This window comes from Geodermatophilus sp. SYSU D01186 (assembly GCF_054050215.1).
This window is the reverse complement of the sequence record NZ_JBJGYW010000004.1, coordinates 117,600-142,868: the sequence shown is the minus strand read 5'-3', so window position 1 is coordinate 142,868 and position 25,269 is coordinate 117,600. Positions and strand designations below refer to the sequence as shown.

Here is a 25,269-nt window from a genome sequence, read left to right as displayed (position 1 = left end):
GATCAGCGCCCCACGACGCCGGTGCCGTTGATGAGCTTGTCCAGGGCCTCGTCGATCGCGGTGACCATGCGGGCCGCGGCGTTGTAGGCGTGCTGGAACGACAGCATGGAGGTCATCTCCTCGTCGAGGTTGACGCCCGACACCGACTCCCGCGCCGCGTCCACCTGCGTGGAGATCACCGTCTGCACCTTCAGGTCGCGGGCGGCCACGGAGGCCTCCACGCCCAGGGCGACGACGAGGGCCCGGTAGTTGACGTCGACGCCGTTGGCGGCCAGGCCGAGCTGGGCGAACCGGTCGGCGTTGATGCCGTCGCCGGAGACCGCGCCACCCAGGTCAGCGGGCCGCACCGAGGCCGCGGCGAGCTTCGCCGGGTCGGTGAGCCGGAGCGAGATGTTGCCGGCGGTCACCGTGGCACCCGTGCCCCCGGCACCGTCGTCCATGAGCGGCTCGCCCGGCGCGCCCGCCGCGTCGTAGCCGGTGGTCTGCACGCCGTTGAGCGCGGTGACCAGCTGGCGGGCGACGGCGTCGAGCTCCCGGCTGTACTTCGGGATCGTCGTCGTCAGCGCCTGGAGCTGACCGCCGCCGGTGCCCCCGAGGGCCACCGTCGTGCCGCCCGGGACGGTGACGACGCGCGGGTCGTCCCCGGAGCCCACTCCGGCCAGACCGGCCGCCCCGACGGCCTGCAGCGTGATGGCCCGGCCACCCGACACCACGGTGGTGCCGCCCACGAGGACCTTCACCATGCCGTCGTCGTCGGGGACGGCCGTGCCGCCGACCTGCTTGGCCAGCGAGAGGACCAGCCCGTCACGGCGGTCGCTCAGCTCGTTGACCGGCAGACCGAGGTTGCCGGCCGCCTGGATCGACGCGTTCAGCTCGGCGATCGACGCCGCGGTGGAGTTCACCTCCGCGACCAGCGCCTGCAGGTTGTCGCGGGTCTGGGTCCACTGCTGGTCCAGCGACGCGCTGGTGGTGCGCAGGCCGCCGGCCAGGATGTCCAGCCGCTCCAGCACCTGGCTGCGCGCGGCCGGCTCGGTCGGGTTGTTCACCAGGTCGCTGAACCCGGCCCACACGTCGGCCAGCATGCTCTGGACGCCGCTCTCGCCCGGCTCACGGAACGCCGTCTGCACCTGGGTGAGGACGTCGTCGGAGACCGTGAGGCTCGCCGTGCGCGCCGACTCGACCTGCCCGCGCCCCTCGAGGAACGCGTCCCGGATGCGGATGATCGTGTCGGAGTCGACGCCCGAGCCGACGGCGTCGCTCACCGAGTAGATGGCGGGGACGGCGGTGCCGCCCATCGCCTGCAGCGACACCCGCTGGCGGGAGTAGCCCTCGGTGTTGACGTTGGCGACGTTCTGCCCGACGACGTCGAGACCGCGCTGCGCGGCCCACAGCGCCGTCGTCGCAGCGTTCAGACCCGAGAACGAACTCACAGTGCTCCGTCCAGGGTGACCGCGCGGTGCGCCCGCTCGTCGCTGCGGCCGGTGGAGCCGTAGGTGCCGGCCGAGGGAGCCTTGACCGACAGCAGGGCGTCCCCGATGGCGGCCAGGCCGCCCGCGATCAGCTCGCGGTTGGCGTCGGACAGGCTGCGCAGCTCGGTGACCAGCACCAGGAGCGCCTCGTGGTGCTTGCCGAACAGGTCGTTCCACGGCGCGGGGGCGGCCTCGGCGAGCTTGCGCAGTGACGGATTGGCACCCACACCCAGGCGCGCGGCGATGACCTCGGTGGCGGCAGCGCGCTCCACCTCGAGGGTGCGCAGCTGGTCGAGGACGACCTCGATCTCGTGGGCGATGCGCGACAGCCAGCGCGTCTTGCCCGTGACGATCAGGTACTGCTTCTCCTCCGCCTTGAACAGGAGCAGGTCCAGCAGCTCCTGTTCCCGCCAGAGCAACGTCGACAGGTGCTGGTAGTCCACGTCCCTCACCGTCCTTCCGCTCTCCCCGGCTGCCAGACCTCGGTGCTGCCAGCGGGTTCTCAGCAACTGCCATCGGCACCGGGGCGTGCCCCCTCAAGCCGAGGTCCTCAAGTCGACACGGATTCCTCGGGCACCAGGTCCCGTTCGCCTCCCGGCCTGCCGAGGAAGGGGACGTGAGACCACCGCGTGCCCTGGCGTCCGAGCGGATCCCTGCCCCGCGGCCCCCCGCCGCCGGGGACCTCCCCGCCCGGGACGTCGACACCCTCGTGACCGAGCACCTGCCGCTGGCCGCGTTCGCCGTCAACGCCGTGGCCTCACGCATCTCGCTGCCCAGCCACGTCAGCCGCGAGGACCTGCTCTCCTGCGCCCGGGTGGCGCTGGTCGAGGTGGCGCGCCGGTTCGACCCGTCGGCGGGCGCCTCCTTCGCCACGTACGCCCTGGCCCGCCTGCAGGGCGCGGTCCTGGACGAGCTGCGCTCCGGGGACTGGGCCAGCCGCAGCGTGCGGGCCGCCGCCCGGCGCACCGACGCCGCCGCGGACGCCCTGGCCATGTCGCTGGGCCGGCCACCGACCCGCGAGGAGCTCGCCGCCAGCCTCGGCATGGCCACCAGGGAGCTGGACTCGCTGCAGGTCGACGTCCACCGCGCGGTGATGGTGAGCATCGACGCCGACAGCGGGCCCGACGGCGGCTCCCTCGACCTGCCCGACACCGGCGAGTCCCCCGAGCGGGCGCTGCTGCGCAGCGAGCGCAGCCGCTACCTGCACGAGGCGATCCGGGCGCTGCCCGACCGGCTCGACGAGGTCGTGGAGCGCAACTTCTTCGGTGGGGAGTCGCTCACCGACATCGCCGCCGACCTCGGCGTCACCCTGTCGCGCGTCTCCCAGATGCGCGCCCGCGCACTCACCCTGCTGCACGCGGCCATGAGCGAACTGTGGGAGGGCCGGGCCGTGCCGGCCGACGGGGGCGTCCGCGCCCGCAACCAGCAGCGCTCCTACGTCGACCGCGTCGCCGGGCGCAACGCCCCGCCGCTCCCCTCCCCCCGGCCTGCGGCGGCGGTGCCCGCCCACCGCACCGGGGCGTCCCTGCCCGCCCACCGCCGTGCGGCACCCCCGCCCGCCCACCGCAACCCGTGGGTGGGAGTGGCCGACCCCGCCTCTCGTCCGGCCTGAACCGACCGGCGAGGAGGCGTTCGGGACTCGCCTTCAGCTCCGACCACCAGCTGCCGTTACCGGTAGTGCAGTGCCCCGCAGCACGGATGCAGCGGGGATCACCACAGGGACCCCATTCCAAGGAGGAACACCATGGGTCTGAGCGTCAACACCAACATCGCGGCGATGAACGCGTACCGCAACCTGTCGGTCACCGACGGGCAGATGAGCAAGTCGCTGGAGAAGCTCTCCTCCGGCTTCCGCATCAACCGCGCCGCCGACGACGCCGCCGGCCTGGCCATCTCCGAGGGCCTGCGCTCGCAGATCGGTGGCCTCAAGGTCGCCGCCCGCAACGCCCAGGACGGCATCTCCGTGGTCCAGACCGCGGAAGGCGCCCTCACCGAGGTCACCTCGATGCTGCAGCGGATGAACGACCTGACCGTGCAGTACAACAACGGCACCCAGAACACCGACTCCAAGGCCGCCATCAAGAGCGAGTTCGACCAGCTCAAGGTCGAGATCGGCCGCATCCAGGACAACACCAAGTTCAACGGCGTCGCACTGTTCGGGAACACCACGGCCGCCAACGCCACCTACGGCACGGCGGCGGGCGAGGTGTCCTTCCAGGTGGGCTACGCCAGCGGCGACCGCATCAACGTGGACCTGAGCAAGAAGGTCGTGCTCGACGGGACCATGAACGACGCCAACGGCGACCCTCTGGCGAACCTCGCCGACATCGCCACCGTCACCAGCACCCAGATCCAGGGGTACATCACCGCGACGTCGAGCCTCCGGGCGAACCTCGGTGCGCTGCAGAACCGGTTCGAGCACACGATCAACAACCTGAACACCTCGGTGGAGAACCTCTCCGCCGCCGAGTCGCGCATCCGCGACACCGACATGGCCCAGGAGATGACCAACTTCTCCCGGACCCAGATCCTCAGCCAGGCCGGCACCGCCATGCTGGCCCAGGCCAACCAGGCCTCGCAGGGCATCCTCAAGCTGCTCGGCTGAGCACTCCGCACCACCTGAACACCCGATGAGGGGGAGGCCCGACGGCCTCCCCCTCATCGCGTTCCCGGCACCAGCACTCGCCGTCCACCAGGATGGCGCACTCCTCCGCCGCCGGGTCGGTCGAGAAAGTCCCGTCCGCGGCTCAAGGAAACCTCGGTGGCTGCCGAGATGAACAAGGCACGACCCGCCGCACGGATGCAGCGGGGATCACCACCGGGACCCCATTCCAAGGAGGAACACCATGGGTCTGAGCGTCAACACCAACATCGCGGCGATGAACGCGTACCGCAACCTGTCGGTCACCGACGGGCAGATGAGCAAGTCGCTGGAGAAGCTCTCCTCCGGCTTCCGCATCAACCGCGCCGCCGACGACGCCGCCGGCCTGGCCATCTCCGAGGGCCTGCGCTCGCAGATCGGTGGCCTCAAGGTCGCCGCCCGCAACGCCCAGGACGGCATCTCCGTGGTCCAGACCGCGGAAGGCGCCCTCACCGAGGTCACCTCGATGCTGCAGCGGATGAACGACCTGACCGTGCAGTACAACAACGGCACCCAGAACACCGACTCCAAGGCCGCCATCAAGAGCGAGTACGACCAGCTCAAGACCGAGATCAGCCGGATCCAGGACAACACCAAGTTCAACGGCGTCGCACTGTTCGGGAACACGACCGACGGCGCGTCCGGCGTCGTCTCCTTCCAGGTGGGCTACGCCTCCACCGACAAGATCACGGTGGACCTGTCCAAGGAGATCGACGCCTCGGCGCTGGACATCGCGACCTCGACCAGCAACGCCGTCCAGGCGAAGATCACGGAGACCTCGGGGCTGCGGGCCACCCTGGGTGCGCTGCAGAACCGGTTCGAGCACACGATCAACAACCTGAACACCTCGGTGGAGAACCTCTCCGCCGCCGAGTCGCGCATCCGCGACACCGACATGGCCCAGGAGATGACCAACTTCTCCCGGACCCAGATCCTCAGCCAGGCCGGCACCGCCATGCTGGCCCAGGCCAACCAGGCCTCGCAGGGCATCCTCAAGCTGCTCGGCTGAGCACTCCGCACCACCTGAACACCCGATGAGGGGGAGGCCCGACGGCCTCCCCCTCATCGCGTTCCCGAGTCCCGATCCAGCCGGCACGTGGCCGACAGGCGCAAGCACCCGGGTCCAGCGGCCCGGTCCTGGCCGACGGCGTCTCGCAGGTGGTGGTCCGGGACAAGTTCGGCGCTTGGGGTCAAGGTCTCCTTGATCCCGGCCGACAACAGGAAGGCACGACCCGCCGCACGGATGCAGCGGGGATCACCACCGGGACCCCATTCCAAGGAGGAACACCATGGGTCTGAGCGTCAACACCAACATCGCGGCGATGAACGCGTACCGCAACCTGTCGGTCACCGACGGGCAGATGAGCAAGTCGCTGGAGAAGCTCTCCTCCGGCTTCCGCATCAACCGCGCCGCCGACGACGCCGCCGGCCTGGCCATCTCCGAGGGCCTGCGCTCGCAGATCGGTGGCCTCAAGGTCGCCGCCCGCAACGCCCAGGACGGCATCTCCGTGGTCCAGACCGCGGAAGGCGCCCTCACCGAGGTCACCTCGATGCTGCAGCGGATGAACGACCTGACCGTGCAGTACAACAACGGCACCCAGAACACCGACTCCAAGGCCGCCATCAAGAGCGAGTACGAGCAGCTCAAGACCGAGATCGGCCGCATCCAGACGAACACCAAGTTCAACGGGGTGAGCCTGTTCGGTGCCACTGCGGCAACGGCGGCCAACGTGAACACCGCCGCGGCCGCCGGCAGCGCCGGCGTGCTCTCCTTCCAGGTGGGCTACGCCAGCACCGACAAGATCGACGTCGACCTGAGCAAGTTCATCTCCGTCACGGGCTTGGACATCGACGGTGCCGCCGACGACGGCGTCGGGGGGACCACGAGCAACGACGTCCAGGCGGCCATCACCCTGACGTCGGCGCTGCGGGCCAACCTCGGTGCGCTGCAGAACCGGTTCGAGCACACGATCAACAACCTGAACACCTCGGTGGAGAACCTCTCCGCCGCCGAGTCGCGCATCCGCGACACCGACATGGCCCAGGAGATGACCAACTTCTCCCGGACCCAGATCCTCAGCCAGGCCGGCACCGCCATGCTGGCCCAGGCCAACCAGGGCTCGCAGGGCATCCTCAAGCTGCTCGGCTGAGCACTCCGCACCACCTGAGCACCACGAGGTGAGGGGGCAGGGCCTCAGCCCTCCCCCTCACCTCGTCCCATCCCTCGACTCCCCACCCCGGAGGAACCGACATGGCAGGCATGAACGTCGGCCTCATCTCGGGCATGGACACCGCCTCCCTCATCGACCAGTTGATGGCGGTCGAGGCGAACCCGCAGACCCTGCTGAAGCAGAAGCTCGCCGCCGCGCAGGACGACGCCAAGGCCTACCGCACCGTCAACACCAAGTTCGACGCGCTGCGCGCGGCCGCCGAGGCGCTCACCAGGTCCACCACCTGGGGCGCGGTCAAGGCGACCAGCTCCGCCAGCGGCGTGACCGCCACCTCGACCGCCGGCGCCGGCCCCGGCTCGCTCACCTTCAGCGTCACGTCCCTCGCCGTGAACCACTCGATCCTCAGCGACAAGAGCTGGGCGGCGACCACCGACACCTACGACCTGACGCTGCCGCTGGCCATCAAGAACACCACCACCGGCACGTCCCAGGCGATCACCCTGGCCGCCGGCGCCACCCTCGGCGACGTCGTCTCGGCGATCAACGACCAGGCCGAGGGTGTCACCGCGGCCACGGTGAGGACCACCACCGGCTACCGCCTGCAGCTCACGTCCACCGCGACCGGCGTCGCGTCGAAGTTCGAGGTGGGCACCGGGTTCCAGGCGCTCTCCACGGGTGCCGACGCCGTCCTGAAGGTCGGCACGGGCACCGTCGGGTACGAGGTCAGCTCCCCCACCAACACGCTCAGTGACGTGCTCCCCGGCACCACCCTGACCGTCACGCAGACCGGCGGTCCGGTCACCGTGACCGTCGCCGGCGACCCCGAGGCGGTCACCGCCGCGGTGCAGGGACTGGTCAAGGCCGCCAACGACGTCCTGTCCAGCATCTCGCTGTACACGAGCACCACGAGCGAGAGCCCCCTTGCCGTGCTCAAGGGCGACAGCACGCTTCGAGGGCTGGCCAACGAGGTGCTCGCGCAGGTGTCCTCCGCCATCGGCGGCCGGTCCGCGGCGACCGCCGGGATCCAGCTCGATCGGTACGGCACCATCGTGTTCAACGCGGAGACCTTCACCGCCGCCCTGAAGACCGATCCGGAGATCGCCCAGAAACTGGTCAGCGGAGACAGCACGGTCCCCGGGATCGCCCAGAAGCTGCTGACCCTGGCGAAGAAGGCCACCGACTCGACCACCGGCCTGCTGCTGAAGCGGGCCGAGACCCAGGACACCGAAGCCAAGGACCTCGAGAAGCGGATCGAGGACTGGGACCGGCGGCTGGAGTTGCGCCGGGCGACCTTGACGCGGCAGTTCACCGCCATGGAGACCGCGCTGAGCTCGCTGCAGAACCAGTCCTCGTGGCTGTCCTCCCAGCTCTCCTCCCTACCCAAGTGGTCGACCTCCTCGGACTGACCACGCTCCGCCGCTCCCCCGTTCCGTCCCCTGAACCAGGAGTCCTCTTCCCATGAGTGCAGCCGCCGCCCTGCGTGCCCGTTACCTGGGCGACTCGGTCGCCACCGCCTCGCCCCAGCAGCTGCTGGTCATGCTCTACGACCGCCTGGCCCTGGACCTCGAGCGTGCCGAGAACGCGCTGGTCGCCGGCGACCGCGAGGAGGCGGGCAACCAGCTCCGCCACGCCCAGGACATCGTCTTCGAGCTGCGCACGAGCCTGCGCGTCGAGGTCTGGGAGGGCGGCCCCCGGCTGGCCGCGCTCTACACCTGGCTGATCACCGAGCTGACCACCGCCACCGTCAAGCACGACCGCAACCGGGTCGCCTCCTGCCGCCAGATCGTGGAGCCCCTCCGCGACGCGTGGCGGCAGGCCGCCGCGTCCCTCGCCGCGACCCCCGCATGACCCCGCCCCGTCCCCCGGCGGCCGGCGGCGACCGGGGGGCCACCGACTGGGCGACCGTCCTCGACGAGCTGGAGGGTGAGGTCCTCGCCGCCGAGACCACGATGGCGGCCGCCGACGTGTCCGAGGACCGGGCCGAGGAGATCGCCGCCTGGGGCCGACGGGCGAAGGACTGGATCCCGCCCTCCGGGCTCGGCCCGCTCCCCGACGAGCTCCGCGAGCGTGCCGCCCGGCTGCTGCAGCACCAACTGGCCGTCGCCGAGGAGCTGGTCGAGCGGATCATCCAGTCCCGCCGGCAGCGCGACGTCGCCGCCCGGATGTCCTACGGCCCGCCCCGGCCGGTCGCCTCCTTCATCGACCGGGCCCTCTAGAGACCGCACCCCCGCACTCCCCCGCCCCCGCGGCGCCTCCCGGCGCCGCGGGGGCGTTCGCGTTGCCGGGACCCGCGGACGGCTGCCCACTCCCAGCAGTCACATCCGTCCCGCACACACCATCTGCCAACTGCGGCCACTCCCGCGGGCGACATCTGGTCATGTCTGGGGCGCGGGATGCCGATGGAACAGGGGCACGGACAGCACAACCTCGCCACGGATCGGCGGACCCCCCACTCGTTCGCGAGTGTCTCTTCCGCGTACCCGGAGGCCGATCGTGTCCTGCCCTGCCCACGTGGCGACCGCCCGATGATCGGCGACGTCACCGCGACGACGCTGCACGCCGCACTGAGCGGGCTGTCCCAGCGGCAGCGCGTCACCGCCGACAACATCGCGAACGTCAACACGCCCGGCTTCCTCGCCGGCCGCGTCGACTTCGAGTCCAGCCTGCGCAGCCAGCTCAGCAGCGGTGCGGCGCCGACGATCGGCGGCAGCACGGTCGCGCGGTCCCTGGAGCCGACCAACACGAACGGCAACAACGTGAAGCTCGACAGCGAGACGCTGATCGCCACGGAGACCGGGCTGCGATACCAGCTGGCCCTGAACGCGCTGGACGGCAAGTACAGCACCCTGCGCACGGCCCTGCGGACGGCGTGACGGGATGTTCGACGCCCTCAACGTCGCCGGCTCCGGGATGCTCGCGCACCGGAAGTGGCTGGACGCCGTCTCGGACAACATCTCCAACCTGAACACGGTCACGACCACCGACGAGGACGCGTTCCAGGAGCGCTTCATCGTCGCCCAGGCCGTCGACTACGGCTCCGGCGAGGGCGGCGTCCGCACGGCCCGCGCCGAGTTCGGCAGCGCCGAGGGCCGGCTGGTGTACGAGCCGGACCACCCGCTCGCGGACGCCGACGGCTACGTGAAGTACCCCGACATCGACCTGTCGGAGCAGATGACCAACCTGATCATGGCCCAGCGCGGCTACCAGGCGAACCTCGCGACCATCGAGCGGGCGACGAACGCCTACCAGGCCGCCCTGCAGCTCGGGAAGAACTGATGACCTCGCCGATCGGCGCCATCTCGTTCCCCACCGTGTCCATCCCCGCCGTCGGGTCGGTCGCGGACGTCGGAGCCGCCACCGAGGCGACCACCGGCACGCAGTCCGCCACGGGCACCGGCTTCGCCGACGTCCTGGCCACCGCGCTGGACCAGCTGCAGTCGACCCAGTCGGCGTCCGACGCGCTGGCCACCCAGGCCGCCACCGGCGACCTGCGGGACGTGCACGACTACATGATCGCCGCGAACGAGGCGAAGTTGGCGACCGAGATGGTCGTGACCGTCAAGAACAAGGCCGTTGAGGCCTTCTCCGAGATCATGAGGATGCCGGTCTGATGCCCCCCGCCCTCGCCGGACCGCTGGAGCGCATCCGCTCCACGCTGTCCACGATCAGCCTCGGCCAGAAGGTCGTCATCGGCCTGCTGGCTGCCGGGCTGCTCCTCGGCGGGTTCTTCTTCGTCCGGTGGACGACCGCACCGACGATGGCACCGCTGTTCTCCAACCTCGCGTCGACCGACGCGTCCGCGATCGTCGACGAGCTCAACGCGTCCGGCGTCGCCTACGAGCTCGCCGACGGCGGCGGCACGATCATGGTCGCCAACGACCAGGTCTACGACCTGCGGCTGTCGATGAGCGGCAAGGGCCTGCCCGCCGGCTCCGACACCGGGTACGCGCTGCTCGAGGAGCAGGGCATCACCACCAGCGAGTTCCAGCAGCAGGTGTCCTACCAGCGCGCCCTCGAGGGGGAGCTGGCCAAGACGCTGGAGGCGCTGGAGGGCGTCCGCTCGGCGGTGGTGCACGTGGCCCTCCCCGAGGACGAGGTCTTCGTCTCCGACGAGAAGGAGCCCACAGCCTCCGTGCTGCTGGACCTCGCGCCCGGCACGACGCTGTCCGGCGGGCAGGTCCAGGCGGTCACCAACCTGGTCTCCTCGAGCATCGAGGGCATGGACCCCGACCAGGTCACCGTCGCCGACTCCACCGGCCAGGTGCTCTCGGCGCCCGGCCAGGGCGTGACCGCCGCCGCCGGCGACGCCCGGTCCCAGCTGGAGCAGGAGTACGAGGACCGCCTGGCCGCCAACGCGCAGGTCATCCTCGACCGGGTGCTCGGCCCGGGCAACGCCCAGGTGTCCGTGCGCGCGGACCTCGACCTCAGCCAGCGGGACACCACCTCCAAGACCTACACCTACGAGGAGGGCACGCCGCCGGTCTCGGAGAGCACCAGCACCGAGGAGTACAGCGGCACCGGCGCCACCGTCGGCGGCGTGCTGGGCCCGGAGAACACCGCCGACGCCGGCACCGACGGCGACTCCACGTACAGCAAGGAGTCGACCACCTCGAACAACGCCGTCGGCGAGACCGTCGAGACCGTCCAGGGCGCGCCGGGTGCGATCAACCGGCTGACCGTCTCGGTGGTCATGGACCAGGCGGTCGCGGGCAACCTGAACCAGAACCAGGTCGAGGACCTCATCGGCAACGCCGTCGGGCTGGACACCGCCCGCGGCGACGACATCACCGTGGCCTCGATGGCGTTCGACACGACCGCCGCCGACCAGGCCGCCGCCGAACTGGAGGCCGTGCAGGCCGCCGAGGAGCAGGCCCAGCTCTGGTCGATGGTCAAGACCGGTGGCATCGCGCTGGGCATCGCCCTGCTGGTGCTCATCGTCTGGCTGCGGTCGCGCCGCAACCGGGCGGACGACGAGGACTACGAGGACCTCGCCCTGCCCGACGACGTGCTCGCCGAGCTCGACCGGATCCGGATCGAGAGCACCCGGGAGATCCCGGTCGACAACGCCCAGGCCGAGCTCGAGGCCGCCGAGCGGCAACGGGTGCGGGGGGAGATCGCCAGCATGGTCAGTGAGAAGCCGGACGAGGTCGCAGCGATGCTGCGCGGCTGGCTGAGCGAGAGCGGGAGCGGGAAGCGGTCATGACCCTCGCCAGCGTGGAGCAGATGGTCGGGATGACCCCGGCCGACCCGACCGCCGTCCTGCCGGCCGTGCGGCTGCCGGCCGTGCGGCAGCCGGTCGCCATGCCGGGCCTGCGCAAGGCCGCGGTGTTCATCGCCCAGCTGTCCAAGGACGAGGCCGGCGCGCTGCTGTCCAAGATGCGCCCGCGGGAGGTCGAGCAGATCACCCGCGAGCTCATGAAGCTCGGCACGGTGGAGCCCGACGACGTCGACGGCGTCCTCGAGGAGTTCCACCACCTGATGACCGCCCAGCGCTTCGTGGGGCGCGGCGGCATCGACTTCGCCCGCGAGATCCTGGCCGCGGGGCTCGGCGAGGACAAGGCCGAGGGCATCCTGTCCCGGCTCAACGTCGTCTACTCCGAGGTGCCGTTCTCCTCGCTGCGCAACGCCGACGTCCGTCAGCTGGTGACGTTCCTCAAGGACGAGCACCCGCAGACGATCGCGCTGGTCCTCGCCCACCTGACGCCGGCGCAGTCGGCCGAGGTGCTGTCCGGGTTCGCCCCGGAGCAGCAGGCCGCGGTCGCCCACCGGATCGCGACCATGGACCGGACCTCTCCCGAGATGGTCCGCCTGGTCGAGGAGGAGCTCGGCCGGCGCATGGGGTCGCTGCTGGCGCACCAGGACATGAGCACCGTCGGCGGCGTCGAGACGCTCGTGGAGATCATCAACCGCTCGCCGCGACCGACCGAGCGGTCGATCCTCGAGTGGCTGCAGAGCACCGACCCGGACCTGGCCGACCAGGTGCGGGCCCAGATGTTCGTGTTCGAGGACATCGTGTCCATCGACGACCGGTCGCTGCAGCTGGTGCTGCGCGAGGTGGAGGCCAACGACCTGGCCACCGCGCTCAAGGGCGTCCGCCCCGACGTCCGGGACAAGGTGGTCCGCAACCTCTCCGAGCGTGCCGCGGAGAACCTCGCCGAGGAGATCGAGCTGCTCGGCCCGGTCCGCACGCGGACCGTGGAGGAGGCCCAGGGCAAGGTCGTCGGTGTCATCCGCACGCTCGAGGAGCAGGGCGTGCTGACGATCTCGCGCGGCGGGGACGATGAGTTCGTCGCGTGAGCGAGGACCCCGTCCAGGGGCCGTCGAGGTCAGCGCGATGAGCGCCGGCGAGCGAGGAGCGGACAGCGGCGCGGAGGCACGCCATGGCCTCGCCTGACAACTCCCCCAGGGAGACGTCGCTGCTGCGGGGGGCCTCGGCCGCCGCGGCCGCGCCGTACCGCAGCGCCGTCCCGCCGCCGCGGGAGGCGCCGCCCGTGGGCGAGCGCCGGACGACGATCCGGCGGGCCGCCGACATGCCGGTGCCGGCCAACCGGGCCTCCTTCCGGCTGGGCGACGTCTACGCCGAGGAGCTGGCCCGGCTGCGGGAGCACGCGCGCCGGGAGGGCTACGCCGCCGGCCACGCCGAGGGCGTCCAGGCCGCCGGTGCGGTCGTGGCGGAGGCCGAGCGGGCCGCCGAGGCGCGCCTGGCCGAGGTGCAGGCGCGGTGGGAGCGCCGCATGGTGTCGGCCACCGCCGCCCTCGGAGCGGCGGTGGCCCACTTGGAGGCGGCCGCCGTCCCGGTGGCCGACGACGTCCGCGACTCGGTCATCTCCGTCGTGCTGACCCTGGTCGAGGACCTGCTGTGCCGGGAGCTGGCGATCGCCGACTCCCCCGCCCTCGACGCGGTCCGGCGGGCGCTCACCCTCTGCCCCGCCGACGCGCCCGTCGTCGTCCGGCTGCACCCCGACGACCTCGCCGAGCTGCCCGCGGAGGCGCTCGCCGAGCTGCCCGCCACGGTGCGGGTCGTGGGTGACCTCTCGGTGGAGCGGGCCGGCGCCGTCGCCGAGACCGGCCCGTCCCGCGTCGACGCCCAGCTGGGCTCGGCGCTGGAGCGGGTGCGGGCGGTGCTGGCGCCGTGAGCGGTCCGGGGCTGCTCGACCGGGCCCGGGCCGCGGCCCGGCCGCAGGTCACCGGCCAGGTCGTGGGGGCGATGGGCCTCACGCTGTCCGTCGAGGGCATCGTCGCCTCGGTCGGCGACCTCGTGGAGGTCAACCCGGGTCCGCGCGGCCTGCTCGGCGAGGTCGTCGCGGTCACCCGCGACCGGCTGACCTGCATGCCCCTCGGCGAGCTGTCCGGCGTGCACTCCGGCGCCCCTGTCCGCGCCACCGGCATGCCGCTGCAGGTGCCGGTCGGCGAGGCACTGCTCGGCCGGGTCCTCGACGGGCTCGGCCGGCCGGTGGACGGCGGCCCCCCGCTGGACGCCGGCCTGGAGTTCGTCGACCTGGCCAGCGAGACCCCGCACCCGCTGGCCCGCAGCCGCGTGCAGGAGCCGCTGACCTTCGGCGTCCGCGCCCTGGACACCCTCGTCCCCTGCGGCAAGGGCCAGCGGCTCGGCATCTTCGCCGGGTCCGGCGTGGGCAAGTCCACGCTGCTGGCCCAGATCACCCGCGGCACCGACGCCGACGTCCGCGTCATCGGGCTGATCGGCGAGCGTGGCCGCGAGGTGAAGGAGTTCCTCGAGGAGAACCTCGGGCCGGAGGGCATGGCGCGCACGGTCGTCGTCGTCGCCACCTCCGACGAGCCGCCGCTGGTGCGGCTCAAGGCCGCGTTCGTCGCCACCCGCATCGCGGAGGGCTTCCGCGACCAGGGCCGCGACGTCCTGCTGCTCATGGACTCCATCACCCGCACGGCGATGGCCCAGCGCGAGGTCGGGCTCTCCGCGGGCGAGCCGCCGGCCACCCGCGGCTACCCGCCGAGCGTCTTCGCGATGATGCCCAAGCTGCTGGAGAAGGCCGGCACCGCCGCCACGGGCTCCATCACGGGCCTGTACACGGTGCTCGTCGACGGCGACGACCACAACGAGCCGATCGCCGACACCGCGCGCTCCATCCTCGACGGCCACATCGTGCTGACCCGCAAGCTCGCCACCGCGGGCCACTTCCCTGCCATCGACGTCCTCGAGTCGATCTCCCGGGTGGCCGGGGCGGTCGTCCCGCCGGCGCAGATGACCGACGCCCGCGAGGTGCGGCGGCTGATGGGGGCGCTGCGCGACGTCAAGGAGCTCATCGAGATCGGCGCCTACCAGGCCGGCAGCGACCCGCTGGTCGACCGGGCGCGCCACCTGGCGCCGGCGATCGAGTCGTTCCTGCAGCAGCCCACCGGCGAGCTGACGCCGGCGCAGGAGTCGTGGGCGTGGCTGAACCGGATCGTGAGGTCGGCGTGAGCGCGCCGACCGCGACGTGGTGAAGGCGCGCGCGTTCCGCCTGCAGCCGGTGCTCGAGGTCCGGCGGGTCGAGGAGCGCGCGGCCGCGCTGGCCGCCGCCGAGGCCGCCCGCGCGGCCGCCGACGCCGACCGCCGGGCCACCGAGGCAGAGGACGCCCTCGCCGCCGCGGCGCCGACCGGCACCCTGAGCTCCGGCGTCTTCCGCGCCTCGATGGTGCTCGCCCGGGTCGCGGCCGAGGACGCCGCGGCCGCGCGGTCGCTGGCCACCGCCTCCGCCGAGCAGGCCGCGCTGGTGCGCGCGGCCTGGACGGCGGCGGCGCAGCGGACCAAGGGCCTGGAGCGGTTGCGCGAACGTCACCTCCAGACGGTGCGACTCGCGGAGCAGGCTGCCGAGGAGAGGACCGTGGACGACCTCGTGACCGGCCGATCGGGCCGCCGCACCCCCTCCGGGGAGGTGCCGTGGACGGACTGATCGCCGTGCAGAGCCGGATCAGCGAGATCCAGGCCCGCTTCGCCGCGCCCGTGCAGACGTCGTCCGCCGGCGCCTGGGCCTCGGCGGCCTCCGCCGCCGGGCTCACCGGCACCGGATCGGCCACGGCTCCCGCTGCCGGCCGGGCGGGTACCGCCTCGGAGCAGGCGGTCGTCACCGAGGCGCAGAAGTACCTCGGCGTCCCCTACCTCTGGGGCGGCACGGACCCGTCGAAGGGCCTGGACTGCTCCGGGTTCACCCAGCTGGTCTTCGGCAACCTGGGCATCGACCTGCCCCGCACCTCCTCGCAGCAGGCCACCGCCGGCACCGCCGTCGCCTCGCTGGCCGACGCGCGCCCCGGCGACCTGGTGTTCTTCGACCACACCTCCAGCCGCCCCGGCATCGACCACGTCGGCATCTACGTCGGCGACGGCAAGATGATCGCCGCGCCGCAGGAGGGCGAGACGGTCAAGGTCCAGTCGGTGGGCAACCCCACCGTCATCCGCCGGGTGCTGCCCGAGCAGGCCGCGGCGACGGCGTCGGCGTCCTCCGGCGCGGCGCTGTCCGGCGTTCCGTACGCCGACCTGTTCACGCGGGCCGGCAACCGGTACGGCGTGGACCCGGCGCTGCTCGCGGCGGTCGCGTCGACCGAGTCCGGCTTCGACGCCTCGGCGGTCTCCCCGGCCGGCGCCCAGGGCCTCATGCAGTTCATGCCGGCCACCGCCGCCGGGCTCGGGGTCGACGCGCTCGACCCGGCGTCCGCCGTCGACGGCGCCGCCCGCTACCTGCGCCAACTGACCGACCGGTTCGGGTCCACCGAGCTGGGCCTGGCCGCCTACAACGCCGGCCCCGGGACGGTGAGCCGCTTCGGCGGCATCCCGCCCTACCCCGAGACGCAGAACTACGTCCGGTCCGTGATGAGCAAGGCGGAGACCTATCGATGACAGCCCCCGTGATGCCGGCCGCGCCCGCGGCGGTGCCCACCCCGGGTTCGTCGCCGGCCGACCCGGCCTCCCGCCAGGAGTTCGCCGCGGCCCTGGACGACGCAGTCGCCGGCAACCCCGGCGGCCGGGACGACGCGGCCCCGGCCGAGGGCACCCCCGACGACGAGGGGACGACGTCGGCACCCGCCGACGCGGCCCCTGCCGACGGCACCGTGCCGCCGGTGACCGGGATGCCCCCGGGCCTCTGGCTGCTGCTGCACGGGACCGCCACCCCCACGACCCCGGCAGGGACCGCCGGCGTCGGCGCCGTCGCCACCTCTGGCCTCCCCGCGGGCGGCCTCCCCGTCGTGGCGGACGGCGCGGTCGTCCCCGGCGCGGTCGTGCCGGACGCGGCCGGACCCGGTGCCGTCGCGGCCGCGGCGGTGCTGCCCGGCGCGGCCGCCCCCGCGGGGTCCGCCCTCGCGGGCGGCACGGTGCCGACCGGCACGGTCCCCACCCCGGCACCGGCGGCCGACGCGACCGCACCGGTGCCGGGCGGCCCCGTCGCGGCCGGCTCCCCCGCCGCGCCACAGGACGCCGGCCCGCTGCCCGGCCTGCCGGTCGTCGTCGTGCCGGCCTCCGCACCCGCGGCCGAGGACACACCGCCGGCCCCGACCGCGGGCGCCGTGGCGGCCCCACCCGCCGCGACCCCCTCCGGCAGCACGACGGCGGACACCGGCACCGGCGCCGGCCCGCGGGAGGACTCCCCCGCCCCGGCGGCACCGGGCGCGGCGAGCCCGGCGGCCGCCGGCCCCGCGCCGGTCTCGGTCACGACCGTGGTCCAGCCGGCGGCCGCCCCGGCCGACGCGGACGCCGCGCCGCCGGTGGCCACCCAGGTCGCGGGGCACGTCGCCGTCCTGCGCACCGCGCCCGACGGCGTGCACACCATGACCGTCGTCCTGACCCCGGAGACGCTGGGCCAGGTCGAGGTGCAGGTGACCCTCCAGCAGGGCGCGGTCGACCTGACCCTGCGCGGCGCGACCGAGGCCGGGCGGGCCGCGCTCCTCGACGCCCTCCCCGACCTCCGCCGCGACCTGCAGAGCGCCGGGCTGACCTGCACCAGCGCCTCCGTCGACCGCGATCCCGGCAGCACCTGGACCACCGCCCAGCAGCACACCGGGCGGGACCAGGCCGGCGGCCACGACCGCGGCGACGGCCGGCCGCGGTCGTGGGCGCGCGCCACCGAGCCCGGTGAGGGCCGCCCGGCCCCCGCTCCCCCGACCTCCACGTCCCGCGGCGTGGACGTCCGCGTCTGAGAACGGAGAACGCAGACCCATGCCCGACGCAATCAGCGGCGTCGCAGCGGCCTATCCCCCGCCGACGTCCACGGTCGACCGGCCCGACCAGCTGGGGAAGGACACCTTCCTCCAGCTCCTCGTGGCCCAGCTGCGGTACCAGGACCCGTCCAACCCGGCCGACAGCAGCCAGATGATGTCGCAGACCGCGACCTTCAGTCAGGTCGAGAAGCTCGAGCAGATGGTCGAGCAGAACGCGTCGCTGCTCGCGCTGCAGCGGTCCAGCAGCGCCGGCGCGCTCGTCGGCCGGACCGTCACCTACACCGACACGACCGGGGCCAGCGTCTCCGGCGTCGTCACCTCCGTGCGGCTCGGCACGGGCAGCTCCGACGCGGTGGCGATGATCGGCTCCACCGCCGTCGAGACGGGCCGCATCACCGAGATCGCCCAGACCACCACGTCCTGACCCGCCCGCCCGGTCCCCAGGCGGGCCGGCGTCGAACCCGAGGAGCCCCCTCCATGCTGCGTTCCATGTTCTCGGCCATCTCCGGTCTGCGTGCCCACCAGACGAAGATGGACGTCACGGGCAACAACATCGCCAACGTCAACACCGTCGGCTACAAGAGCCAGTCGACCGTCTTCGAGGCCGCCCTGTCCCAGACGCTGCGGGCCGGCGGGGCGCCGACCGACTCGGCCGGTGGCAGCAACCCGGCGCAGGTCGGCCTCGGCGTCAAGGTCGCCGGCATCAGCACGAACTGGGCCCAGGGCGCCACGCAGACCACCGGCCGCGCCACCGACTTCATGATCGAGGGCGACGGCTTCTTCGTCGTCCAGGTGGGCAACCAGCAGCTGTTCACCCGCTCGGGCTCCTTCGGCTTCGACGCGGCGGGCAACATGATGACCGACAGCGGCGGCATCCTGCAGGGCTGGACGGCGGACGTGAACGGCGTCGTCGACGCGAACGGTCGCATCGGGAACCTGATGATCCCCTTCGGCCAGGGCACCGCCCCCAAGGCGACCGGTGGCCCCGCGCCGGCGATCGGCGGCTCGGTCACGGGCAACCTCTCCGCGGCCGCCGAGACCGGCAAGAAGGTCGAGACGTCGATCACCATGTACAACGACCTCGGCGAGGAGGTGCCCGTCTCCTACACCTTCGAGAAGGGCGCCACCGGCTGGACGGTCAACGTCACCATGCCGGGCACGCCGGTGCCCCCGGCCACCACCGCGCCGCCGGTCAACCTCATGACCGCCCCGGTGGCGCTCACCTTCGACGGCAGCGGGAACCTCACCGGTCCCACGACCTTCGCCCTGAACAGCCTCCCGCCCGGCTGGACCGGCCCGGTGACGATCGACGTCACCGCCGTGACGCAGTACGGCAGCCCGACGACCGTGGCGGCGGACGAGCAGAACGGCTACAGCGCCGGTGTCCTGGAGTCGTTCAGCCTCGGCAACGACGGCACGATCACCGGGGTCTTCTCCAACCAGCAGACCAAGGTCCTCGGGCAGCTGGCGCTGGCCACCTTCGCCAACCCCGGCGGTCTGGAGAAGTCCGGCAGCAGCACCTACCGGCCCGCGAACAACTCCGGGCTGGCGCTGATCGGCCAGCCGGGCACGGGTGGCCGCGGCGTCCTCAACGCCGGCGCGCTGGAGATGTCCAACGTCGACCTGGCCGAGGAGTTCACCGGCCTGATCGTCGCGCAGCGCGGTTTCCAGGCCAACAGCCGCGTCATCACCAGCTCCGACGAGATCCTGCAGGACCTGGTCAACCTCAAGCGCTAGTTCGTCGGCCCGCCTGCAGGACCCCGCCGCGACCGTGCGAGCGACGGGGGCAGGCGGGCCCTCCCGCTCTCTGCCCCCACGCTTCGCAGGCTCAGCGCGGGGCCCTGCAGAGAGGCCGTTCCAGCACGTCGCCGCGGCCCGGTCCCTCCGCGAGGGGCCGGGCCGTCGCCCGTCCGGGGGGCGTCCACGCAGGTCACCCCGCGGGGTGAGGCCACCCGTTCGGCTCAAGGCACACGCCCGCGGGGCCGATGACCCACCACAGAGCGGTGCCGCTCCACAGCACCCCCAGTCCCCCTCCGATCGATCCAGAGGACCACCCGTGATCCGTGTGACGCGCCTGAACGGAGAGCGGTTCGCGCTCAACCCCGACCTCGTCGAACGGGTCGAGGGCCACCCCGACACCGTCGTCTTCCTGGTCGACGGCACCAAGTACGTCGTGTCGGAGAGCGTGGACGAGGTGCTCGTGGAGATCCGCGAGTACCGCGCCAGCATCCTCGCGACGGCCTACGAGATGGACCGCGGCACCTACCGCTCGCCGCTGCACACGACGGAGGACGACGGGGACGCCGCCGTCGTCCCCTTCCCGGCCCGCGAGGAGCGCTGACCCATGGATCCGGCCACCCTGATCGGGTTCGTCGTCTCGCTCGTCGCCCTCCTGGTCTTCATGGTGCTGGAGGGTTCCGACCCGACCTCGCTGCTGTTCCTCCCCGCGATCGTGCTGGTCATCGTGGCCACGTTCGGCGCGGCGATGTCGAGCCAGACGATGGCCGACCTCAAGAAGATGCCCGGCTGGTTCAAGATGGCGCTGATGCCGGGCAAGGTCCCGCCGGCCACCGAGCAGATCCAGACGCTGGTCAGCCTCGCCGAGAAGGCCCGCAAGGAGGGCCTGCTCGCGCTCGAGGCCCAGGTCAAGGCGATCGAGGACCCGTTCCTCAAGCGCGGCCTGCAGATGGGCATCGACGGCACCGACCCCGAGGAGCTGCGCGGCGTCCTCGAGAGCGAGATCGCCGCCAAGAAGGCCGAGGACAAGGTCGCCGCCAAGTTCATGAACGCGATGGGCGGCTACGCGCCGACCATCGGCATCGTCGGCTGCATCGTCGGTCTGATGAACGTCATGGCCAACCTCGACGACCCCTCGTCGCTCGGCCCGATGATCGCCTCGGCGTTCGTCGCCACCCTGTGGGGCGTCATGGCCGCCAACTTCTGGTTCCTGCCCATGGGCGCCAAGATCCTGCGGGTCAGCGAGCTGCAGGCGGCGCAGATGGAACTGCTGGTCGAGGGCATCGCCGAGATCCAGGCCGGCACCAGCCCGCGCGCGGTGCGCCAGAAGCTCACCTCCCTCGTGCCGCCGAGTGAGGCCGCCAAGGAGGCGGCGTGAGTTCCGGCCGCCGCCGGCCGAAGAAGCACGAGGAGGAGGAGCACGAGAACCACGAGCGGTGGATGGTGTCCTACGCGGACATGCTGACCCTGCTCTTCGTGCTGTTCGTGGTGCTCTTCGCCATGAGCCAGGTGGACAAGGAGAAGTTCGCCGCGCTGGCCAGCGGCCTGTCCGAGGCCTTCGGCGGCCCGATCAGCGTGATGCCGGCGTCCTCCCCGGACGGCTCCGTGCTCGACGGGCTGCCCGGCGCGATCGACATCGCCTCGGTCATCCCGCCGCAGCAGACGGTCCCGCAGGCCGAGGTCGACGCCGCCGCGGCCCAGGCCGCGCTGGCCGAGTCGCAGCAGGTCGCCGCCGAGGCCGAGGCCCAGTACGACGCGCTGGCCGCCGCCCGCGAGCGGATCGAGACCGCGCTCGAGGCCTCCGGCCACGCGGGTGCCGCCCGGTTCGAGATCGACGAGCGCGGCCTGGTGGTGCACATCGTCGCCGACCAGGTCCTCTTCGACGCCGAGGAGGCCGAGCTGCGGCCCGACGGCCGGGAGATCCTCGACGCCATCGCCCCCGCCCTGCGCGAGCTGCCCAACCAACTCGGCGTCGAGGGCCACGCCAACCACCTGCCGGTGACCCCCGGCGGGCCGTGGCCGTCCAACTGGGAGCTGTCGGCCTACCGCGCGACCACCGTCGTCCGCGCCCTGGCCGCCGACGGCGTCCCGCAGGACCGCATGGCCGCCAACGGCTACTCGGACACCCGCCCGCTGGTGCCGACGTCGGACCCGGAGGCCATCACCGTCAACCGGCGGGTCGACGTCGTCGTCCTGTCCACCGCCTCTGCGGAGGCCAACGAACTGCTGCCCGGCCTGGCCGCCGGCACGTCCCAGGAGGAGACCCATGGCTGAGGACAAGAAGGACAAGAAGGACAAGAAGGCGGCGACCCCCGAGGACGGCGAGGCCACGGGCGGCGGCAAGAAGAAGATCCTGGTCATCGCCCTGGTGGCGGTGCTCGTCCTGGCCGGGGCGGGGTACTACTTCCTGTTCGCCGGCAGCGGCGAGGCCGCGGCCGAGGAGCCGGTGGCCGGGGAGGTCCTGCCGCTGGAGTCGATCGCGGTGAACCTCGCCGGGGGCGGCTACCTGAAGGTCGGCATCGCCCTGCAGCTGACCGAGTCCGCGGCCGGCGGTGGCCACGGGGGCTCCGGCGTCGACGGCTCCAAGGCCCTCGACCTGGTCATCTCCACCTACTCGCAGGCGCAGCCGTCCGACGTCGTCGGTGCCCGGGACGCGCTCAAGGAGGCCCTCGAGCAGAAGATCGTCGAGGCCTACACCGTCGACGGCCACGAGATGGTCATGGACGTGTACCTCACCGAGTACGTCACCCAGTGACCTGCTGACCCGCGGGGCTCCGCGCCCCACCCGAACCACCCGTCACACCCGCCCGCCCTGACCGGCAGCGCCCCGCGGCGCCGGTCAGGGCGGTGTCGTTCCCAGCCGATGAGGGGAGGGTGACCCGCCCCGAGAACGGACCCGCCCAGGGCCCGCTGTCAGTACCGGGCACGCGCAGCCGGCGCGGAGAGCCCCGTACCTACGACTTCCGCCGGCCCACGAAGCTCTCCCGCGAGCACGTCCGGGTCCTGCAGATCGCCCAGGAGGCCTTCGCCCGCCAGGCGACGACCGTGCTGACCTCCATGCTCCGCGCCGGCGCGCGGATGGAGCTCATCGGCATCGAGCAGCACTCCTACGACGACTACGTGGCCACGCTGCCCAACCCCTCCTTCGTCGCGACGTTCACGCTGGAGCCGCTGGCCGGCAAGGGCCTGCTGGCCTACCCGCTGGACATCGCGATGGCCACCGTCGACCACATGCTCGGCGGCTCCGGCACCTCCGACCAGCCCGACCGGCCGATGACGGTGATGGAGACGACCATCACCAACCACCTGCTCAACCGGCTGCTGCAGGAGTGGGTCGCCGCCTTCTCCCACATCGCGAGCCTGCAGCCGGAGCTCAGCGAGATCGAGTACAACCCGCAGCTGGCGCAGGCCGCGGCCGGGTCGGACACCGTCATGGTCGCGACGTTCACCATGGCCGTGGGCAACCGGGTCGGCGAGGCCACCCTCGTGCTGCCCTTCTCCTCCTTCGCCCCCGCGCTGAACAACGCCGCCTCCCCGCAGCTGTCGGAGTCGGCGCAGGCCAAGCGCCGCCGCGCCACCGAGGCCCTCACCGAGCGGCTGACCCAGGTGCCGGTCGAGGTCGGCGTCCGGTTCACCCCGCTCGAGGTCTCCTCCGAGGACCTCCTGTCCCTCGCCGTCGGCGACGTCCTCCTCCTGCGCCACCCGCAGGACGCGCCGCTGGAGGTCACCACCAACGACGTGACGTTCGCCTACGCGATCGCCAGCAACCACCGACGCCGGCTCGCCGCCGCCATCGTGCCCACCCCCCTCGCTGCCCAGAAGGACACCGCATGACCGCCTCCGTGGAGCACTCGCAGGCCTCCGAGACCGTGATCGCCGTCGTCGCCTCCGCCGCCCGCGCCGCGGCGGCCCACGTGCCGGCCACCGTCGAGCTGACGCCCGGCGCGCCGGTCAGCGACCCCGACGCGGTGCTGCTGCCGGCCGAGGCCGCCGGTGCCGTGATGGCCCGCCTGTCCGGGGAGGTCAGCGGGGACGTCGTCCTCGTGGTCTCCGACCAGATCGTCGACGCCCTGGCCAACTCCCCGGTCGGCCCCATGGACGTCGCCGTCGCGCTCCGCCCGGCCCTCGAGGCGGCCGCCGGCACGCTCGGCCGGGTGCGTGTGGACTCCGAGCGCACCGAGGACCCCGACACCGCGATGGACGGGCTGCGGGACAAGGGCATGTTCGTCGCCGTCCCGCTGCTGGCCGGCAACGGCACCGTCGAGGCGACCTTCGCGCTGCAGGTGACCCTTCCCCAGCCCCGCACCCAGCGCGGCAGCCTGGACCTGCTGCGGCACGTGGCGATGGAGGTCACCGTCGAGATCGGCCGCACCCGCATGACCGTCGGCGAGCTGCTGTCCCTGCACCCCGGCGAGGTCGTCGAGCTCGACCGCGCGGCCAGCGCCCCGGCCGACCTGCTGGTCAACGGCACCCTCATCGCGCGCGGCGAGGTCGTCGTCGTGGACGAGGACTTCGGCCTGCGGATCAGCGAGATCGTCACCGACGCCCACTCCGAGATCGGGCAGGTCACCCCATGACCTGGATGGTCATCCGGCTGATCCTGTCGCTGGCCTTCATCGGCGTGGTGCTCTGGTTCGCCGCGCGGCTGGCCAAGAAGCGGGGCCTGGGCCAGGGGAACGGGCTCATCGAGGTCGTCGCCCGCCAGCGCATGGGCCGGGCCAGCTCGGTCAACGTCGTCCGCATCGCCGGCCGCGTCCTCGTCGTGGGCGCCACCGAGGAGCAGGTCACCCTGCTGGCCGAGGTCGACGGTGACACCGTCGAGGAGGCCATCGCCGAGCGCCAGTCGCTCCTGGCCGCCCGGCCGCTGCCGGCGTCCGCGACCGGCACGCTGTCCGGGTCGGTGTTCGACCGCGGCAGCTGGACGACGCTGGTGCAGCAGCTGCGGGAGCGGACGGTCCGCCGCTGATGACCTCCGCCCCCACACCCGCGCGGGGCGCCCCCTTCGCCCGGCGAGCCGGCCTCGTCCTGCTGCTCGTCGCGCTGGTCGGCGTCCTGCTGGCACTGCTGGCCGACCCGGCCTCCGCGGCGCCCACCGCGCCCACCGCCCCCACCGCCCCCACGGCCCCGGTGGCCCCCGCCGTCGACGGCGGCGTGGACATCTCCGTCGGCGGCGGCAGCCCGAGCAGCACGGTCACGCTCATCCTGGCGCTCACCGTGCTGTCGATCGCGCCGTCGGCGCTGCTGCTCGTGACGTCGTTCACCAAGATCGTCGTGGTGCTGTCGCTGACCCGGAACGCGCTCGGCATGCAGCAGGCGCCGCCCAACCAGGTGCTCACCGGGCTCGCGCTGTTCCTGACCCTGTTCGTGATGGGGCCGGTGTTCGGCGACGTCAACGAGGTGGCGGTGCAGCCCTACCTCGACGGGCAGATGTCGGTCACGCAGGCCTACGACGTCGGCGTCGTGCCGCTCAAGGAGTTCCTGCTCGACAACACCCGCGAGGACGAGCTCGAGCTGATGGTCGGCCTCTCCGGGGAGGAGGCGCCGGCCGACCGCGAGGCGGTCAGCATGACCACGCTGGTGCCGGCGTTCGTGCTCTCCGAGCTCAAGAGCGCCTTCATCATCGGGCTGGTCGTGTTCATCCCGTTCCTGGTGCTGGACATGCTGGTCAGCGCCGCGCTGATGTCCATGGGCATGATGATGGTGCCGCCGGTGATCGTGTCCCTGCCGTTCAAGCTGCTGCTGTTCGTGGTGGTCGACGGCTGGGCGCTGATCACGACGGCGCTGGTCGGGAGCTACGGCTGATGACTGACGCCGACGTCACCGAGATCGCGGTGCAGACCATGATGGTCGCCGCGAAGATCGCCGCACCGATCCTGCTGACCGCCCTGCTGGTCGGGTTCCTCATCTCCCTGTTCCAGGCCGCGACGCAGATCCAGGAGCAGACCCTCTCGTTCGTGCCGAAGATCATCGCGGTCGCCATCGCGCTGCTGGTGACCGGCAACTGGGTGCTGTCGGAGATGGTCAGCTTCACCCAGGGCCTGTTCGAGATGCTCCCGCGCCTGCTCGACCGGACGTAGCCGCC

The 25,269-nt window shown here is 72.5% G+C and carries 30 protein-coding genes; 28 read left to right on the top strand and 2 right to left on the bottom strand.

Annotated features, from left to right (window positions below; genetic code table 11):
• Positions 1-2 precede the first annotated feature (2 nt).
• Positions 3-1,430, bottom strand: a complete 1,428-nt coding sequence (gene flgK, locus ACI784_RS04740) for a flagellar hook-associated protein FlgK (protein WP_457012640.1) — start codon at positions 1,428-1,430, stop codon at positions 3-5.
• Positions 1,427-1,912, bottom strand: coding sequence for a flagellar protein FlgN (locus ACI784_RS04735; RefSeq protein ID WP_456921728.1), 486 nt, complete (start codon positions 1,910-1,912; stop codon positions 1,427-1,429). Before ACI784_RS04735 ends, flgK begins: the two co-directional genes overlap by 4 nt.
• Positions 1,913-2,085: 173 nt before the next feature.
• Here ACI784_RS04735 and ACI784_RS04730 point away from each other — a divergent pair, with 173 nt between their 5' ends.
• The 28 genes from ACI784_RS04730 (at position 2,086) to fliQ (ending at position 25,264) form a co-directional block, all read left to right on the top strand.
• Positions 2,086-3,081 carry a sigma-70 family RNA polymerase sigma factor gene (locus ACI784_RS04730; RefSeq protein ID WP_457012639.1) on the top strand — a complete coding sequence of 332 codons (996 nt, stop codon included), beginning with the start codon at positions 2,086-2,088 and terminating at the stop codon, positions 3,079-3,081.
• A gap of 132 nt (positions 3,082-3,213) precedes the next feature.
• Entirely contained in the window at positions 3,214-4,074 is an 861-nt protein-coding gene (locus tag ACI784_RS04725) for a flagellin N-terminal helical domain-containing protein (protein WP_457012638.1), read from the top strand.
• Between the two features lie 241 nt (positions 4,075-4,315).
• On the top strand, positions 4,316-5,119 hold the full coding sequence (locus tag ACI784_RS04720) for a flagellin N-terminal helical domain-containing protein (RefSeq protein WP_457012637.1): 804 nt from the start codon (positions 4,316-4,318) through the stop codon (positions 5,117-5,119).
• 280 nt (positions 5,120-5,399) lie between these two features.
• The gene (locus ACI784_RS04715; RefSeq protein ID WP_457012636.1) at positions 5,400-6,260 is read left to right on the top strand and encodes a flagellin N-terminal helical domain-containing protein; all 861 of its coding nucleotides are present in this window, start codon (positions 5,400-5,402) and stop codon (positions 6,258-6,260) included.
• A 101-nt stretch (positions 6,261-6,361) separates the two neighbouring features.
• On the top strand, positions 6,362-7,687 hold the full coding sequence (gene fliD / locus ACI784_RS04710; RefSeq protein WP_457012635.1) for a flagellar filament capping protein FliD: 1,326 nt from the start codon (positions 6,362-6,364) through the stop codon (positions 7,685-7,687).
• Between the two features lie 52 nt (positions 7,688-7,739).
• Entirely contained in the window at positions 7,740-8,129 is a 390-nt protein-coding gene (gene fliS, locus ACI784_RS04705) for a flagellar export chaperone FliS (RefSeq protein ID WP_456921724.1), read from the top strand.
• A complete protein-coding gene (locus ACI784_RS04700) occupies positions 8,126-8,497 on the top strand; it encodes a hypothetical protein (protein ID WP_456921723.1) in 372 nt (123 codons plus the stop codon). Before fliS ends, ACI784_RS04700 begins: the two co-directional genes overlap by 4 nt.
• Before the next feature lie 309 nt (positions 8,498-8,806).
• Positions 8,807-9,154 carry a flagellar basal body rod protein FlgB gene (flgB, locus tag ACI784_RS04695; protein ID WP_456921722.1) on the top strand — a complete coding sequence of 116 codons (348 nt, stop codon included), beginning with the start codon at positions 8,807-8,809 and terminating at the stop codon, positions 9,152-9,154.
• A gap of 4 nt (positions 9,155-9,158) precedes the next feature.
• Complete coding sequence (gene flgC, locus ACI784_RS04690) at positions 9,159-9,557, top strand: flagellar basal body rod protein FlgC (RefSeq protein ID WP_456921721.1); 399 nt, start codon at positions 9,159-9,161, stop codon at positions 9,555-9,557.
• Positions 9,557-9,892, top strand: coding sequence for a flagellar hook-basal body complex protein FliE (gene fliE, locus ACI784_RS04685; RefSeq protein ID WP_457012634.1), 336 nt, complete (start codon positions 9,557-9,559; stop codon positions 9,890-9,892). The genes flgC and fliE overlap by 1 nt, the downstream gene beginning before the upstream one ends.
• On the top strand, positions 9,892-11,484 hold the full coding sequence (fliF, locus tag ACI784_RS04680; protein ID WP_457012633.1) for a flagellar basal-body MS-ring/collar protein FliF: 1,593 nt from the start codon (positions 9,892-9,894) through the stop codon (positions 11,482-11,484). Before fliE ends, fliF begins: the two co-directional genes overlap by 1 nt.
• Entirely contained in the window at positions 11,481-12,578 is a 1,098-nt protein-coding gene (gene fliG, locus ACI784_RS04675) for a flagellar motor switch protein FliG (protein ID WP_456921718.1), read from the top strand. Before fliF ends, fliG begins: the two co-directional genes overlap by 4 nt.
• Positions 12,579-12,661: 83 nt before the next feature.
• Positions 12,662-13,417: a FliH/SctL family protein gene (locus ACI784_RS04670; RefSeq protein WP_457012632.1), complete on the top strand. Its 756-nt coding sequence runs from the start codon at positions 12,662-12,664 to the stop codon at positions 13,415-13,417.
• On the top strand, positions 13,414-14,721 hold the full coding sequence (locus tag ACI784_RS04665) for a FliI/YscN family ATPase (protein WP_457012631.1): 1,308 nt from the start codon (positions 13,414-13,416) through the stop codon (positions 14,719-14,721). The genes ACI784_RS04670 and ACI784_RS04665 overlap by 4 nt, the downstream gene beginning before the upstream one ends.
• Positions 14,722-14,740: 19 nt before the next feature.
• On the top strand, positions 14,741-15,193 hold the full coding sequence (locus ACI784_RS04660) for a flagellar export protein FliJ (RefSeq protein ID WP_457012630.1): 453 nt from the start codon (positions 14,741-14,743) through the stop codon (positions 15,191-15,193).
• Complete coding sequence (locus tag ACI784_RS04655) at positions 15,181-16,134, top strand: NlpC/P60 family protein (protein WP_457012629.1); 954 nt, start codon at positions 15,181-15,183, stop codon at positions 16,132-16,134. The genes ACI784_RS04660 and ACI784_RS04655 overlap by 13 nt, the downstream gene beginning before the upstream one ends.
• A complete protein-coding gene (locus tag ACI784_RS04650; RefSeq protein ID WP_457012628.1) occupies positions 16,131-17,429 on the top strand; it encodes a flagellar hook-length control protein FliK in 1,299 nt (432 codons plus the stop codon). The genes ACI784_RS04655 and ACI784_RS04650 overlap by 4 nt, the downstream gene beginning before the upstream one ends.
• A gap of 19 nt (positions 17,430-17,448) precedes the next feature.
• Positions 17,449-17,874 (top strand): flagellar hook capping FlgD N-terminal domain-containing protein, encoded by a 426-nt coding sequence (locus ACI784_RS04645; protein WP_456921712.1) that lies wholly within the window; start codon positions 17,449-17,451, stop codon positions 17,872-17,874.
• A gap of 53 nt (positions 17,875-17,927) precedes the next feature.
• Positions 17,928-19,187, top strand: coding sequence for a flagellar hook protein FlgE (locus ACI784_RS04640; RefSeq protein ID WP_456921711.1), 1,260 nt, complete (start codon positions 17,928-17,930; stop codon positions 19,185-19,187).
• 319 nt (positions 19,188-19,506) lie between these two features.
• Positions 19,507-19,791 carry a flagellar FlbD family protein gene (locus tag ACI784_RS04635; RefSeq protein WP_456921710.1) on the top strand — a complete coding sequence of 95 codons (285 nt, stop codon included), beginning with the start codon at positions 19,507-19,509 and terminating at the stop codon, positions 19,789-19,791.
• Between the two features lie 3 nt (positions 19,792-19,794).
• Positions 19,795-20,565, top strand: coding sequence for a flagellar motor protein (locus ACI784_RS04630; protein WP_456921709.1), 771 nt, complete (start codon positions 19,795-19,797; stop codon positions 20,563-20,565).
• Positions 20,562-21,461, top strand: coding sequence for a flagellar motor protein MotB (locus ACI784_RS04625; RefSeq protein ID WP_457012627.1), 900 nt, complete (start codon positions 20,562-20,564; stop codon positions 21,459-21,461). The genes ACI784_RS04630 and ACI784_RS04625 overlap by 4 nt, the downstream gene beginning before the upstream one ends.
• Positions 21,454-21,942 carry a flagellar basal body-associated FliL family protein gene (locus ACI784_RS04620; RefSeq protein WP_456921707.1) on the top strand — a complete coding sequence of 163 codons (489 nt, stop codon included), beginning with the start codon at positions 21,454-21,456 and terminating at the stop codon, positions 21,940-21,942. The genes ACI784_RS04625 and ACI784_RS04620 overlap by 8 nt, the downstream gene beginning before the upstream one ends.
• A 119-nt stretch (positions 21,943-22,061) precedes the next feature.
• On the top strand, positions 22,062-23,021 hold the full coding sequence (locus ACI784_RS04615) for a flagellar motor switch protein FliM (RefSeq protein WP_456921706.1): 960 nt from the start codon (positions 22,062-22,064) through the stop codon (positions 23,019-23,021).
• Positions 23,018-23,764, top strand: a complete 747-nt coding sequence (gene fliN / locus ACI784_RS04610; RefSeq protein ID WP_457012626.1) for a flagellar motor switch protein FliN — start codon at positions 23,018-23,020, stop codon at positions 23,762-23,764. The genes ACI784_RS04615 and fliN overlap by 4 nt, the downstream gene beginning before the upstream one ends.
• Entirely contained in the window at positions 23,761-24,153 is a 393-nt protein-coding gene (locus ACI784_RS04605) for a FliO/MopB family protein (RefSeq protein ID WP_457012625.1), read from the top strand. Before fliN ends, ACI784_RS04605 begins: the two co-directional genes overlap by 4 nt.
• The gene (gene fliP, locus ACI784_RS04600) at positions 24,153-24,989 is read left to right on the top strand and encodes a flagellar type III secretion system pore protein FliP (RefSeq protein ID WP_456921703.1); all 837 of its coding nucleotides are present in this window, start codon (positions 24,153-24,155) and stop codon (positions 24,987-24,989) included. Before ACI784_RS04605 ends, fliP begins: the two co-directional genes overlap by 1 nt.
• The gene (gene fliQ, locus ACI784_RS04595; protein ID WP_456921702.1) at positions 24,989-25,264 is read left to right on the top strand and encodes a flagellar biosynthesis protein FliQ; all 276 of its coding nucleotides are present in this window, start codon (positions 24,989-24,991) and stop codon (positions 25,262-25,264) included. Before fliP ends, fliQ begins: the two co-directional genes overlap by 1 nt.
• Positions 25,265-25,269 lie beyond the last annotated feature (5 nt).